Annotated in this window: 10 protein-coding genes and 1 pseudogene; 6 read left to right on the top strand and 5 right to left on the bottom strand. The window is 69.8% G+C overall.

Annotated features, from left to right (window positions below; genetic code table 11):
* Positions 1–174: 174 nt before the first annotated feature.
* The 3 genes and pseudogenes from ACLEQD_RS22975 to ACLEQD_RS22965 form a co-directional block, all read right to left on the bottom strand.
* On the bottom strand, positions 175–696 hold the full coding sequence (locus ACLEQD_RS22975; RefSeq protein WP_410386751.1) for an OmpA family protein: 522 nt from the start codon (positions 694–696) through the stop codon (positions 175–177).
* 88 nt (positions 697–784) lie between these two features.
* Positions 785–2,157 (bottom strand): annotated as a pseudogene (locus ACLEQD_RS22970) (sigma-54-dependent transcriptional regulator).
* Positions 2,147–4,273: a two-component system sensor histidine kinase NtrB gene (locus tag ACLEQD_RS22965; RefSeq protein ID WP_410386749.1), complete on the bottom strand. Its 2,127-nt coding sequence runs from the start codon at positions 4,271–4,273 to the stop codon at positions 2,147–2,149. The pseudogene ACLEQD_RS22970 and the gene ACLEQD_RS22965 overlap by 11 nt, the downstream one beginning before the upstream one ends.
* Positions 4,274–4,431: 158 nt before the next feature.
* Between ACLEQD_RS22965 and ACLEQD_RS22960 the strand changes: the two genes are divergently transcribed.
* Positions 4,432–4,983: a glutathione peroxidase gene (locus ACLEQD_RS22960; protein ID WP_410386747.1), complete on the top strand. Its 552-nt coding sequence runs from the start codon at positions 4,432–4,434 to the stop codon at positions 4,981–4,983.
* Positions 4,984–4,985: 2 nt separating this feature from the next.
* Here the strand turns inward: ACLEQD_RS22960 and ACLEQD_RS22955 are convergent, their stop codons facing one another.
* The gene (locus tag ACLEQD_RS22955) at positions 4,986–5,687 is read right to left on the bottom strand and encodes an MBL fold metallo-hydrolase (RefSeq protein WP_410386745.1); all 702 of its coding nucleotides are present in this window, start codon (positions 5,685–5,687) and stop codon (positions 4,986–4,988) included.
* A 151-nt stretch (positions 5,688–5,838) separates the two neighbouring features.
* On the opposite strand from ACLEQD_RS22955, the gene ACLEQD_RS22950 reads away from it, so the two are divergent.
* Entirely contained in the window at positions 5,839–7,053 is a 1,215-nt protein-coding gene (locus ACLEQD_RS22950; RefSeq protein WP_410386743.1) for an FAD-dependent oxidoreductase, read from the top strand.
* Between the two features lie 55 nt (positions 7,054–7,108).
* Positions 7,109–7,747 carry a carbonic anhydrase gene (locus tag ACLEQD_RS22945; RefSeq protein WP_410386741.1) on the top strand — a complete coding sequence of 213 codons (639 nt, stop codon included), beginning with the start codon at positions 7,109–7,111 and terminating at the stop codon, positions 7,745–7,747.
* A gap of 21 nt (positions 7,748–7,768) precedes the next feature.
* On the opposite strand, the gene ACLEQD_RS22940 is transcribed toward ACLEQD_RS22945, so the two are convergent.
* On the bottom strand, positions 7,769–10,054 hold the full coding sequence (locus ACLEQD_RS22940) for a hypothetical protein (protein ID WP_410386739.1): 2,286 nt from the start codon (positions 10,052–10,054) through the stop codon (positions 7,769–7,771).
* A 202-nt stretch (positions 10,055–10,256) separates the two neighbouring features.
* Here ACLEQD_RS22940 and ACLEQD_RS22935 point away from each other — a divergent pair, with 202 nt between their 5' ends.
* From ACLEQD_RS22935 to ACLEQD_RS22925, 3 genes are all read left to right on the top strand, one after another.
* Positions 10,257–11,981: a sigma 54-interacting transcriptional regulator gene (locus ACLEQD_RS22935; RefSeq protein ID WP_410386737.1), complete on the top strand. Its 1,725-nt coding sequence runs from the start codon at positions 10,257–10,259 to the stop codon at positions 11,979–11,981.
* Between the two features lie 41 nt (positions 11,982–12,022).
* Entirely contained in the window at positions 12,023–12,565 is a 543-nt protein-coding gene (locus tag ACLEQD_RS22930) for a latent transforming growth factor beta-binding protein (RefSeq protein ID WP_410386735.1), read from the top strand.
* A gap of 52 nt (positions 12,566–12,617) precedes the next feature.
* The coding region (locus tag ACLEQD_RS22925) for a serine/threonine-protein kinase (RefSeq protein ID WP_410386733.1) at positions 12,618–13,370 on the top strand (753 nt) is incomplete at its 3' end.

Genomic DNA, 13,370 nt, shown 5'->3' with positions numbered 1-13,370 from the left:
CGGAGGGGCGGGGGGCGGCTCTGGCGTGCGCAGGATGAAGAAGCTCGCGTCCTGCCAGGAGGCCACTCCGGCGGCGATGCCCAGGGCCAGCGCAGGGAACGGGCAGGGGACGGCGGACGGGGGGCGTTGTCGGTGGGGAGCATGGGGGCGTGGAGCGCGTGGGGGTGAAAGGGATTACAGGTCGCCGGCGTGGGCCTGCTCGGCCAGGCGGAAGGAGAACTCCGCGCGGCGGTTCTTCTCCGGGGCGTTCACGTCCGCGGGCCGCTCTTCTCCATAGGAGATGACGGAGATGCGCCCGGGCTCGACGCCCAGGTTCACCAGGTAGGCGCGCACGCTGGCCGCCCGGCGCTGGCCCAGCGCGACGTTGTATTCCGTCGTGCCCAGCTCGCAGGTGTGGCCCGCCACCGTCACCTTCGCGAGGCCGCGCTGACGCAGGGCCTGGGCGATGCGCGCCAGCTCGTCGGTGGCCTCGGGCGGGAGGAGCGAGGAGTCGAGCGGGAAGTAGATGGGCGTGGCGCTGAGCGCCGCGAGCGCCTGCTCCGTGTCGTCATCGGGCGCGGGCTTCGCCGCGTTGCCGCGATCGCTGACGGACGGGGCCGGCGTGTGGGCGTCGGCCGTGCTCGGGTTGGCCGCGCGACGGGCGCAGCCGGTGAGGCCAATGACTGACAGCAGGAGGAACAGGTGGGTTCGGTTCATGCCCTGATACATGAGCAAGGGCCGTGCCGCTGTCCTCCCGTCGGGCGCCGCTCGCGGTGCGGCGCAATGACTGGCAAAGCGCGTCGTCCTAGCGTTGCGAAACGCCGCTGTCGGTGCGCTCCCTGCGGTGGATGGTGGAGACATCAATCCCCAGCAGCTCCGCCGCCCGCGTCTTGTTGCCCCCACAGCGGGCGACCACCCACGCGATGTATTCACCCTCCAGCTGTCTCAGCGGCACCACCTGTCCGTGGGCCGCGGCCAGCGGGTGGACCTCCGGCGCCGCTTCCGTGGTGTGCAGCTTCAGCTGGGCCAGGTCCACGGTGGGCTGCGCGCCCAGGACGACCAGGCGCTCCACCAGGTTCTCCAGCTCGCGCACGTTGCCGGGCCAGGGCATGCGCGCGAGCGTGGCCACGACCTCGGGGGACAGGGTGGTGACGGGGGAGCGCGGATTGCGCGCCCGCGCCTGCGCCACGAAGTGCTCGGCGAGCTTGGGGATGTCCTCCGTGCGCTCGCGCAGCGGCGGGACGCGGAGGGACACGACGTTGAGCCGGTAGAAGAGGTCCGCCCGGAAGCGGCCTTCCTTCACCCGCGCGTCCAGGTCCTGATGGGTGGCGGCCAGGATGCGCACGTCCACCCGGCGCGAGCCGTCCGCGCCCACGGCCCGCACCTCGCCGTCCTGGAGGACGCGCAGCAGCTTCGCCTGGAGCTCCGGGGGCATGTCCCCGATTTCATCGAGGAAGAGCGTGCCGCCGTCCGCCTCCAGGAAGAGGCCGCGGCGCGTGGTGGTGGCGCCGCTGAAGGCGCCCTTGATGTGGCCGAACAGCTCGCTCTCCAGGAGGGCGTGGGGCAGGGCGGTGCAGTTGACCGCCACGAAGGGCGCCGGGCTCCGGGGCCCTCCGAATGCAGCGCCCTGGCGACCAGCTCCTTGCCGCTGCCGCTCTCCCCGCGGATGAGCACCGGCGCTTCGGAGGCGGCCACGCGGTCGATGAGCTCGTAGAGCGTCCGCATGGGCACGCTGTGGCCCAGCAGCGCCCCCAGGCCGTTGCGCTGGGCCACCTGCCGCTTGAGGTCGCGGTGCTCGGCCTTCAGGCGCCGGGCCTCCAGCGCCCGCCCGACGTGGAGCAGCACCTCGTCCAGGCGGAAGGGCTTGGTGAGGTAGTGCCAGGCGCCCCGCTTCATCGCCTCCACCGCGCTCTCCACCGCGCCGAAGGCGGTCATCAGCAGCACCGGCAGCTCCGGGTCGTGCCGCCGCGCCGCCGCGAGCACGTCCAGCCCGTCCACCTCCTCCATGCGCAGGTCGCACAGCACGACGTCGTAGACGCGGGCCTTGAGCTGGGCGATGGCGTCCGCGCCGCCCGTGGAGAGGTCCACGCGATAGCCCGCGTCCGTGAGGGGCTCCTTCAACATCTGTCCCATCTCCTCGTGGTCATCCACCACGAGGATGCGCGCGCTAGACGGCATGACGTTCCTCCCAGCCAGGCGCGGCGGCCACCGGCCACCGCAGCGTGACGACGGTGCCCCGGCCGGGCTCGCTGTCGACCCCCACCTGGCCCCCATGGTTGCGGACGACCTGGGCCACCACGCTCAGCCCCAGGCCCGTGCCCTGGCCCCGCTTCTTGGTGGTGAAGAAGGGGTCGAACACCTGGTGCAGGTGCTCCGGCGCGATGCCCCGGCCGTCGTCCTGCACGCGGATCTCCACCTGCTCCACCGCCCCGGCGTCCGCCGCCGCGTACGCCCTGGCGCTCAGCCGCACGTGGCCTCCGGCGGTGCAGGCGTCACAGGCGTTGAGGGCCAGGTTGAGCAGCACCTGCTGGAGTTGATCCGCGTCCGCCGCGAGGCACGGGAGCCGCTCGGGCACGTCCCACTCGAAGTGGACGCGGCGGCGCTCGGCCTCCACGTCGAGCAGCTCCTGGAGGCCCCGGACGACGGGCGCGAGCGGGACGACGCCGGCCCGCGCGGGCTGCAGGCGCGAGAGGTCCAGGAGCTGCCGGATGATGCGGCTCACCCGGTCGATCTGCGTGACGATGGCGCTGAGGCCCCGGCCCTGCGGGTGCTCCACGCCGCCCACCTTCTGGAGCATGTACTCGGCGTGCCCCCGGATGATGCCCAGCGGTGTGCCAATCTCATGCGCCACGCCCGCGGCGAGCACGCCCACCGTGGCCAGCTTCTCCGCGCGCAAGAGCTGGTCCTCCAGCATGCGCACGTTGCTCAGGTCCTCCAGCACCAGCAGCGTGCTGGCCTCTCCGTCGCCGTGCTCCAGCGGGACGGCGTGGACGTTGAACTGGTCCTTCTCGTTGAAGAGGCTGAGCGGTTCGCCGTGCAGGCTGCGCACGGCGCCCTTGTCCCGCGCGGACAGCACCAGCGCCCCCAGCCGCTGCACCGCCGCCGAGGACGCCGTGGGGAAGGCCTCCGGGAGGGTGCTGCCCACGGCGCTGTCGGGCAGGCGTGCCCGGAGGGCCTGGTTCACCGCGCTGATGCGGCCTTCGTGGCTCAGGGCCAGGATGCCCGTGGGGATGTGGTCGAGGATCTTCTGCGTCTTCTCGTGCAGGTGCGCGAACCTCGCCGCGTGGCGCAGGCTCTCCCGGAGCGCCACGGCCCGGCGGTTGGCGAGCACCACGTAGGTCCCGAACGCGACCAGGAACACCGCGACGAGCAGCGCCGCCAGCGACAGGCGCAGCACCAGGGTGCGCTCGTGGGAGCGCAGGGCGTTCGTGGAGGAGAGCGTCGCCACGGACCAGGACGCCTCGCCGCGCATGCGCAGGGGGCGGAACGTGGCCACCGCGTCCGCCTGCCCCAGGCCCAGGCGCTGCGCCTCCGCTTCGTTGAGCCGCAGCGTCCCGGACGCGCCCGCGCGCATCCGCGCCACCAGCGCGCGCAGCCCCGGCACGAGCGCGCCCGCGGACTCACCCAGGCGTCCGTGCCAGGACGCCAGGGCCGGGTCGCTCATGGGCGCGGGCGTGCCGTGCGCGCCCAGCAGGAGCAGCCGCGTGTTCCCGTCCACCGTCACCATGCGCAGCGGCGCGAAGAGGGGCTCGGTGTCCACGAGGATGGCGACGGCGCCTCCGCCCCCGGGCGCGTCGGAGTCGATGCGGGTCGCGAAGACGCGCATCCACCCGGACGACGCCGCGCCTTCGATGGGGTGCGAGGGGATGACGTGCCCCACCGGGGCCGCGAGCGCCTGACGCGCGGTGTCCGCGAGCGCCGGGGGATGGACGGCCTCCCGTGGCAGGTGGCGCGACTTGTGGTCCACCAGGAAGAGCCGCTCCTCGCCGTCCGGGCCCAGCACGGCGATGGCGCGGTACTGGCCCACGGCCTCCAGGAGCGCCCGCAGCTCGTTGTGATGGTCTCCGGTGGAGCCGGGCTGGGCGAGCAGCTCGCTCGCGAAGCGCAGGTTGTCCCCCAGGTCCTCGAGCGAACGGGCGACGCCGCTGGCGGCTTCCTCCAGCTGGGCCTGCCGGTCCCGCCCGAACTGTTCCACGAGCGCCTGCCGGTCGCGCTGGATGAACCACACGGCTCCGCCCGCCACGCTGGCCAGGGCGACGAGCAGCAGCAGGAGGGGAGCGAGGAGCCGGTGCATGGGTGGGAGGGAGTCCACACAACGCAAGGCCCGGGCCAGCCGTTCCCTCCAGGGGCCCGCGCCTGCCGCCCTGCGCGGACCGCCGCAAATCACCACACCGGGGCTGGCACTTTGCCGCGCTAGAGTGGCTGCCCCCTCGAACGGAGACCGAGCTGAACATGAGCCAGAACCTCTTCGACATCCCCCTCAAAGGCATCGACGGCGCCCCCCGGACGCTCGGTCAGCACAAGGGCAAGGTGCTGCTGGTCGTGAACGTCGCGTCCAAGTGCGGCCTGACGCCCCAGTACGAAGGCCTGCAGAAGCTCTACGCGAGCAAGCAGGCGCAGGGCCTGGAGGTGCTGGCCTTCCCCGCGAACGACTTCCTGGGGCAGGAGCCGGGCAGCGAGGCGGAGATCCAGCAGTTCTGCACGCTGAAGTACGACGTGACCTTCCCGATGTACTCGAAGATCTCCGTGGTGGGGCAGGACAAGCACCCGCTCTACCAAGCGCTCACGGGCGCCATCCCGGAGGCCACGGGCGAGGGGCCCATGCGCGCGAACCTCAAGGGCTACGGCATCACGGCCAACCCTCCGCCGGAGGTGCAGTGGAACTTCGAGAAGTTCCTCATCGGCCGGGATGGCCGCGTCGCGGGCCGCTTCGCTCCGGACGTGGCGGCGGAGGATCCGCGGCTCGTGCAGGCCATTGACGCGGAGCTGGCGAAGCCGGCCTGACGTCAGGCCCCCGGCACCGGGGGCTGTGTCCGGCCACAGGCGCGGTTGGCCGGGACGGCGAGGTCGATCTTCCTGGGGCGGGGCAGGTTGAGGGCATTCATCACCTGGATGAACTCCTCGCGGCTCTTGCCCGCGAGCCGCGGGTTGTGGCGCTTCTCCTCACCGATGCTCGTCGCCGTGTTCCCGTGGTAGTCGTGCCCGGGATAGACGAGCGTCGCGTCCGGGAGCTGGAAGAGGACGCCAGTGATGGTGTCGTAGAGCTGGCCGGCGCTGCCGTTCTGGAAGTCCGTACGGCCGTTGCCCCGCACCATCAGGGCGTCCCCGGTGAACACGCGGTCGCCCAGCAGGTAGCTCACGCTGTCGTCCGTGTGGCCCGGCGTGGCGAGCACCTGGAAGGCGCACTGGCCGACGTGCACCGTGTCTCCATGGCGCACGTGGAGGTCGGCGCACTCGGCCCCTCCCGCTCCGGCCACCACCTGGCACCTCGTGCGCTCCCGCAGCACGCCGGAGGCCGTGACGTGGTCCGCGTGCACGTGGGTGTCGAAGACGTGGGTGAGGACCAGTCCCAGCTCGGCCACCCGCCGCAGGTCGCGCTCCACCTGCTCCAGCACCGGGTCGATGAGGGCGGCCTGACGCGTGGCCTCGTCCCCGATGAGGTAGGTGTAGGTCGAGGACTCGGAGTCGAAGAGCTGGCGGAAGATCATGTCGAATCCTTCGGGTTCGGACTCCTGAATCCTGCTCCGAAAGCCAGGCCCAAGAAAGGGATGTCCTGCTTTCAACGGAAAATCACCTTGGAGCGCAGTTGCCGTGGGATGCTTCCGAACGCAGGCTCGCCAGCCCTTACACGGAGGTCGCATGTCCGCTCCCTCGCAGCACCACCGCGTGCTGATCATCGGCGGAGGCACCGCGGGCCTCACGGTCGCGGCGCGGCTGCGGCGCAAGGGCGTGCGGGATGTCGCCGTCCTGGAGCCTTCGGCGCATCACTACTACCAGCCGCTGTGGACGCTGGTGGGCGGGGGCGCCGCGGACATCGCGAGCTCCGTGCGGCCCCAGGCGGACTACATCCCGAAGGGGACGAAGTGGATCCAGGACCGGGCGGAGGAGGTGGACCCGGTCCGGCAGGAGGTGTGCACGCGGGGCGGGGCGCGCCTGACGTATGACTTCCTCGTGGTCGCCCCCGGCATCCAGCTGGACTGGGACAAGGTGCGCGGCCTGCGCGAGGCGCTGGAGACGCCCTTCGTGTCCAGCAACTACGACTTCCGGCTGGCGCCGAAGACGTGGGAGATGGTGCGGGCGTTCCAGGGGGGCACGGCCCTCTTCACGCACCCGGCCACGCCGGTGAAGTGCGCGGGGGCGCCGCAGAAGATCATGTACCTGGTGGCGGACCACCTGCGCCGCAGCGGGCTCACCGGGAAGTCGCGCGTCGTCTTCGGCTCGGGGGCCCGGACCCTCTTCGCGGTGCAGCCCTTCGCCCGGGTGCTGGAGGGCGTGGTGGAGCGCTACGGCATCGAGACGCACTTCGGCCACGACCTGGTCGAGGTGCGCGCGGCCACCCGCGAGGCCGTCTTCACGGTGACGCGGGACGGGCGCAGGGAGGAGGTGACGGTGGGCTACGACGTGCTGCACGTCACGCCCCCGCAGAGCGCGCCGGACTTCATCAAGCGCAGCGCGCTCGCGCACCAGGACGGCCCGAACGCGGGTTGGGTCAAGGCGCACAAGCACACGCTCCAGCACCCGGAGCACCCGAACGTGTTCGCCATCGGCGACGCGAGCGACCTGCCCACGTCCCGCACCGGCGCCGCCGTCCGCGCGGAGGCGCCGGTGCTGGTGGAGAACCTGGTCGCCGTCATGGAGGGGCAGGAGCCCACGGCCCGGTATGACGGCTATGCGTCCTGTCCGCTGGTGACGGGCTACGGGCGGATGCTGCTCGCGGAGTTCGACTACGAGGGCAAGCCCGCGCCGAGCCTTCCGTTCATCAACACCCTGGTGGAGCGGCGGGACCTGTGGCTGCTCAAGAAGTACGGGCTGCCGCGCCTGTACTGGGACTGGATGCTGCGGGGCCGCGCCTGACACTTGGGCAAGGGACCTCTCGACGGTGGAGCCCGCCCGTGCCAGCGTCCCGGCCGTGACTCCCTACGACAAGATCTTCGAGAACAACAAGCTCTGGGCGGAGGAGCAGCTCCGCGCGGATCCGGACTACTTCACCAAGCTGTCGTTGTCGCAGCAGCCGGACTTCCTCTACATCGGATGCTCGGACAGCCGGGTCCCCGCCAACCAGATCATGGGCCTGCCGCCCGGTGACGTGTTCGTGCACCGCAACGTCGCCAACCTGGTCAACAACGTCGACCTCAACGTGATGTCGGTCATCAACTACGCCGTCCGGCAGCTGGACGTGAAGCACATCATCGTCTGCGGCCACTACGGCTGCGGCGGCGTGCGCGCGGCGATGCAGCCCAAGGACCTGGGCATCCTCAACCCCTGGCTGCGCAACATCCGCGACGTGTACCGCTTCCACAAGCAAGAGCTGGACGGCATCACGGACGAGACGAAGCGCTACGAGCGGCTGGTGGAGCTCAACGTCCTGGAGCAGAGCATCAACATCATCAAGACGGCCGCCGTGCAGAAGTCCTACCTGACGCGCGGCTTCCCCGTCGTGCACTCGTGGGTGTTCGACCTGCGCAACGGCATCCTCCAGGACCTGAAGCTGGACTTCGTCCAGACGCTCCACAACATCCAGGAGGTCTACGACCTCACGAAGGAGTAGGGGACCGGGACGGACGACAACTCAATCGTCGTAGTCGTCGTCATCATCGTCGTCACGCTTGCGCTGCTCCTCGGCCTGCTTCTCTGATTCGGAGCGGGCCACCGAAGCGGCCGCTGAAGGAATGGAGTCAGGGACTCCCGCGAAGAGTGCTGAGCCACGGAAGCGGATCTCCGCATAGAAGCGTCCTCCCAGCAAGCTGATGCTCCGGGGCAGTCTGGCTCCAAAGTCGTACCCTCCCTTCACGGTATGGGTGGGGACCAGTTCCGATATTTCCATGAGGGTGCAGCCCGCGGCTTCTGGAAACTTGTAGTTGTGTAGATCGTTGAACTGGACATTCAACAGCAGGCCTCCCAGGACCGCCTTGGAGTCCGAGGAGGCCGCTCGTTGAATGATGCGGAGTTCCGCGAAGAAGGCGCTTCCCAACCTGAGAAGGACGGTCCCGTCGAAAAGCGGGATGGCATGCGGGTTGGCGAGCGCCGAGCGTAGCGCAAGCCAGATGAGTGCCAGCTCCCGATCGGCCTCGTGCCAGACATCCGCGGGGAGCAGGAGCTTTTTCGCGAACCAGTCCTCGATGTTTCCATTGATCACCCGATTGGCGTACTTGTCCCAATGCATTGGCTTGTTTTCCCTCCATGCGTTGGTCTTGAGATACGAGCCCTCGAAGAGGTCGAGCCAGCTGCTCGCGTCCCGTGCGGTTTCTTCTTCCAAGGGCAGGAGGACGCATGGATATCTGCGTGACCATGCGTCGCGCTCGTCGACTCCCTTATTCCCTACGACGAATGGGTTTTCGTCACGGCGCAAGAGCACGTCTCCCACTGGAGGAACTTGTTCCAACACGGGCAGGGATGATTTCTCCGCGTTCGTCATCCGCTCCTTCGTCACGGCGAATGCGGGTCGTTTCCCGCCTGCGAAATCGATCAATTCGCCCTCAATGCGAAGTCTCAGCACTGCTGCGGGTGGAGGACCTGCCACCAACTCCTCCAAGGCGGCCCTCCAGTTCGTGACCGGAGTGGCGATCTTGGGGTGAAGGGCCTGTGTCAGCAGCAGGCCAGCGCGCGCATGGAGGAATGCTGTGCGCTCGTCCGCGTGAGTCGTCAGCTTTTTCAGCACACCATCCAGGAAGGGATCCGCCAGGAAATCCGCCTCATTCCATCCGTCAACCTCCGCGAGGAGCCGGCTCAAGGATGTTGGTTCCGGCTCGATGTCGTGGACGTGTACCCACGGGCGTCCCTCGGCCCGGTGTTTGGCGTCGGGTACGTTAATCAGATGAACGGTCGAGCCCGTTCGCAGGGCCAGGGGACCGATCTTCCGGCGGCGGGCCTGTGCTTGATAGGCCTTTGGATCCTCTGGCTTCGCGGGAGTCAGGGGCAGTCCCAGCTCATCCTGCAACCGGGTCATCAGGACTTCGGTGCGTTCCTCTGCTGTGGATGTCGCGGCGATGCCGAGGGCCCTGGCCAGCCGCATTCGCTCGTGCATGCCCATCCGGAGCTTCGCTGAGCCCTCCTCGGTCCGAAGGGCGCGCATCTGCAGATGGCGCTGGCGTCCTGATGTTGATGCGGAGAACGAAGATGCAGAACCGGATCCGTCTTCTTTGACCCATTGGCTCAGTTCATTCGCGGCTGGAATGGGCTGGAGTGGCGGCAGGTGCCCTTGGCTGCGGAACAGCTCGATGCCGTCAGGGGGTTCGAACTGGAGCCTGCCGTCGGAGAAGTCCGCAGCAAGCCATCGCTCGAAGTGCTCGAATGGGGTCGTGGAGACCACGAGGCTGTTCGAGCCCGCGAGCGCTTTGAGCCGTTCCCTGCCTTCGGCGGCCTCCTTCACGGAAACCAGGCGGACCTTCTTGTCCTGGATGAGCTGCTCGATGCCCCGTGGCAATAGCCTGTCCTGGTCCTCAAGGAGGACCAGCGCGATGGGGAATGGGCCCTCTCCGAAGAAGCAACGGGTGAGTTCAGAGAATGCCACGTCCATCTTCAGGCCCCATCCCATGAGATCGATGATGATCCGGGAAGGCTCTTCCACAGGTTTCAGTGCCTGTTCCGCCAGCTTGACCAGCGCAGGCCATTCACTTGAGGGGACCTGCAGGATGTCGAGCAGCAGCTCGCGTCGTCGCAGGTCCTCGAAGAAGAAGCGGACTCCTTGCTCCTGGTCCGACACAAGCCTGCTGAGATGGGAGATGATGGTGGAGTCCTTCCATGATGCGGGATTTCCATCCTGCTTGCGCCAGCGCTCCAACCAACTGGCTGCAACCGCCGCCTGCTTCTCGTTCCGCCCTTCGATGTAGGCGTTGATCCTCGCTCCCAGGGACATCACTTGGCCTCCGGCAATTGACAACGTGGATGGTTGCACCTGTCTACGCTTCGGGGAACGTCGTAAGTTCGCGAAATGATTGCAGTGCAATCGAATCCGCTGGAGGGCCCCGTGGCGTCGACGCGCACCTGTGCGGCTTGCAAGCCCTGCAAGACCGCTTGAGGAGGCTGACGCGGGCAGCCGTCCTAGACTCGTCCGCCGCATGCGCTTCTTCCTGACCCTTCCGGATGGACGTTCCTTCGCGCTGGAGAAGCCGGTGGTGTCCGTGGGCTCCGAGCCCGCGTGCGACGTCGTCCTCTCCGCGCCCGGGGTGAAGGGCAGCCATGCCCTGCTGTTCCGGGACGCGCGGGGGTGGACGGTGTCCGCCGCCGGTCCGGACTGCGACGTCCGGGTGCGTGGCAAGCGCGTGGAGCTGTCGCCCCTGGAGCCGGGGGCCTCCTTCACCCTGGGCAAGGCCTCGCTCACGCTGACGGCTTCCGAGGCTCCGGCAGGATTGGCGCCTTCCGTGGCGCCCTCCCGTCTGCTGGGCGTGCTGACGGACTTCGCTTCGCGACTGCTCGTGCAGCGTCCCGCGTCGGAGCTGCTGGAGGCCGCGCTGCGAGGCATCGCGGACGTCACCTCCGCGGACGTGGGCTTCCTCGTGTCGGTGGAAGGCGAGCGGCGGCAGGTGCTGGGGGCCACCGGCTCCGTGCCGGCTTCGGTGGTGGTGGACAGCCTGGTGGATCAGGTCGTGGGCTCTGGTGCTCCAGTGCTGGTTCCGGACGTCGCGGCGGAGGCGGCGCTCGCGGGCGCTCCCAGTGTCCTGGCGCTGCGGCTGACCTCCGCCCTCGTGCTGCCGCTTCGCGCGGCCTCCGCGCCCCTGTGCGCCGTGTACCTGGGGCGGCGCCTGGGCAGCCCTCCGTTCTCTCCTCGTGAGTTGGAGGAGGCCATGGCGCTCTCCTCGCTCGCGGCGCTGCTGCTGGCGACGTCGCGAGAACTGACCGACCTGCGCGCCCAGGTGGACAGCCTCACGCAGCGCATCGCCGCGGCCACGTTCGAAGGGCTCATCGGTGAGTCGCCCGCGATGCGCAACCTCTACCGGCAGGTGGAGCGCCTGGGGCCCACGTCCCTTCACGTGCTCATCCAGGGGGAGACGGGCACGGGCAAGGAGGAGGTGGCCCGCGCCCTCCACCGGCGGAGCGGCCGGCGGGGACGGCTGGTGGCCATCAACTGCGCGGCGCTCCCGGAGTCGCTCATCGAGCGCGAGCTGTTCGGCCACGCTCGCGGGGCGTTCTCCGGCGCGACCTCCGACCGCGCGGGGCTGGTGGAGGCGTCGGACGGGGGCACGCTCTTCCTGGATGAGATTGGGGACATGCCGCTGTCGCTCCAGTCGCGCCTGCTGCGCGTCGTCCAGGAGCACGAGGTGACGCGGCTGGGGGAACACCGTCCCCGCAAGGTCGACATGCGCGTCATCGCCGCCACGCACCAGCCGTTGAAGACGCTCGTCGCCCAGGGCGCCTTCCGCGAGGACCTCCTCTTCCGCCTGGACGAGGTGCGCCTGGAGGTGCCCCCGCTGCGGGAGCGCGGCGAGGACGTGCTGCTCATCGCGCACCACGTGCTGAAGCAGCAGGGGGCTCGCGCGCGGGGCTTCACGCAGAAGGCGGCGGAGGCGCTGCGCGGTCATCCCTTCCCGGGCAACGTCCGCGAACTCGTGTCCCGGGTGCGGCGCGCGGCCATCCTCGCTTCGGGGGAGCTCATCGGCGTCGAGGACCTGGACCTGGCCGCGGACACGGCGCCGCTGGTGCCCCTGGACGAAGCGCGCGATGCCTTCGTGCTGCGCTACGTGCGCGAGGCCCTTGCCCGCAGCGGCGGCAGCAAGAAGGAGGCGGCCCGGGCCCTGGGCATCGGCCTGCGCTCCGTGTTCCGCTACCTGGGCGAAGAGGGCTAAGGGCTGTCCTTCCTCCTTCGCGTTGAAGTACTCCTGCGCCCATGCGCTGCCCGTTCCCGTTCCTCCTCGTGCTCGGGGTCCTGCTGGTGGGCCCGGGGTGCCCGCTCGACATCCAGGTCCGGGAGGCGCCGGACGCGGGCTGTTCAGGGGACTCCTGCGTGCTGTCGTGTGCCGCCGACCGGGAGTGCCCGGAGGGACAGCGCTGCGAAGACTTCTACGATGAGTGCGAGCCCGGCCCCCGCCTCACCGAGCCCTGTTCGGACAACATCGCCTGCTCCGGAATCGCGAGCTGCAAGGACGGACGCTGCGCGCAGCGCTGTTCCGTGCAGGGCTGTCCCCAGGGCTACCAATGCTCGCCGGGACCGGAGTCCCTGTGCGTCGAGACGTGTGAGGGCCTGACCCCCGGGAACCTGGGGAGGTTCTGCGAATCCTCGCTGGAGTGCACCCGCTGCGGCCTCTGCACCGACTCCGGAGGTGGGAAGAAGTGCCACCACCCCTGCCGGTCGGATGCGGAGTGCCCCGATTCCCGGCCCGGGGCGTGTGTGCTGATCCCCGGCTCCACCCTTCGCGTGTGCCAGCAGTGACGGGGCCCCGGGGTTTGCCCGCGCGGATCGCGCTTCCTAGACTGCGCGCGCGATGACGGGCGAACTGCTGGCCGGCCGCTACCAGTTGGAGCAGGAGTTGGGGCGGGGCGGGATGGCGACGGTGTTCCTCGCCCGCGACCTCCGGCTGTCCCGCCGCGTGGCGGTGAAGGTGATGCACCCGGGCATGGAGGCCCGCCTCACCGAGCGCTTCCGCCAGGAGGCGGAGGTGGTGGCGTCGCTCCAGCACCCCAACGTGCTGGCGGTGCATGACTTTGGCGAGGACGCCGTGCGCGGTCCGTTCCTCGTCTGTGAGTGGGTGCAGGGGGAGAACCTGCGCGAGCTGGCGCGGCGCCTGGCCCCCATGCCGCCGGAGGCTGTCGCGCTCCTGGGCTGGGAGCTGGCCCGCGCGCTGGAGGCTGCGCACGCGCGTGGCGTCGTGCACCGGGACGTCAAGCCGGAGAACGTGCTCGTGGCGCGTGGCGGTCCGCTGAAGCTCGCGGACTTCGGCATCGCGGCGCTGGCGGACGGGGCCCGGCTGACGAGCACGGGCGCCATCATCGGCTCGCTGGCGTACATGGCCCCCGAGCGCATCGACACCGGGGCGTGGTCTCCGGCGTCGGACGTCTACGCGGTGGGCGTCGTGTTGTTCGAGCTGTGCGCGGCGCGACGCCGCACGCCGGAGAGGGCAGTGCCGGCTGGCGGTCTCGGTGATGACTCGCGATGCGCCGTCGCTGTTGGAGGTCGCGCCGGGCACTCCCGCGCCGCTGGGGGCGCTGGTCGCGCGGTGTCTTGCGCGGGATGCGCG

This window comes from Corallococcus sp. 4LFB (assembly GCF_046520365.1).
Lineage (GTDB): Bacteria > Myxococcota > Myxococcia > Myxococcales > Myxococcaceae > Corallococcus > Corallococcus caeni.
The sequence above is the reverse complement of the archived record's forward strand: the minus strand, read 5'-3'. Positions and strand labels throughout refer to the sequence as shown.

Bases quoted from the DNA above. Each gene is read 5' to 3' on its own strand.
- ACLEQD_RS22955 (WP_410386745.1), bottom strand. From the start codon at position 5,687: ATGATCTTCCGCCAGCTCTTCGACTCCGAGTCCTCGACCTACACCTAC.
- ACLEQD_RS22930 (WP_410386735.1), top strand. From the start codon at position 12,023: ATGCGCTGCCCGTTCCCGTTCCTCCTCGTGCTCGGGGTCCTGCTGGTG.
- ACLEQD_RS22965 (WP_410386749.1), bottom strand. From the start codon at position 4,273: ATGCACCGGCTCCTCGCTCCCCTCCTGCTGCTGCTCGTCGCCCTGGCC.
- ACLEQD_RS22975 (WP_410386751.1), bottom strand. From the start codon at position 696: ATGAACCGAACCCACCTGTTCCTCCTGCTGTCAGTCATTGGCCTCACC.
- ACLEQD_RS22960 (WP_410386747.1), top strand. From the start codon at position 4,432: ATGAGCCAGAACCTCTTCGACATCCCCCTCAAAGGCATCGACGGCGCC.
- ACLEQD_RS22950 (WP_410386743.1), top strand. From the start codon at position 5,839: ATGTCCGCTCCCTCGCAGCACCACCGCGTGCTGATCATCGGCGGAGGC.
- ACLEQD_RS22940 (WP_410386739.1), bottom strand. From the start codon at position 10,054: ATGTCCCTGGGAGCGAGGATCAACGCCTACATCGAAGGGCGGAACGAG.
- ACLEQD_RS22935 (WP_410386737.1), top strand. From the start codon at position 10,257: ATGCGCTTCTTCCTGACCCTTCCGGATGGACGTTCCTTCGCGCTGGAG.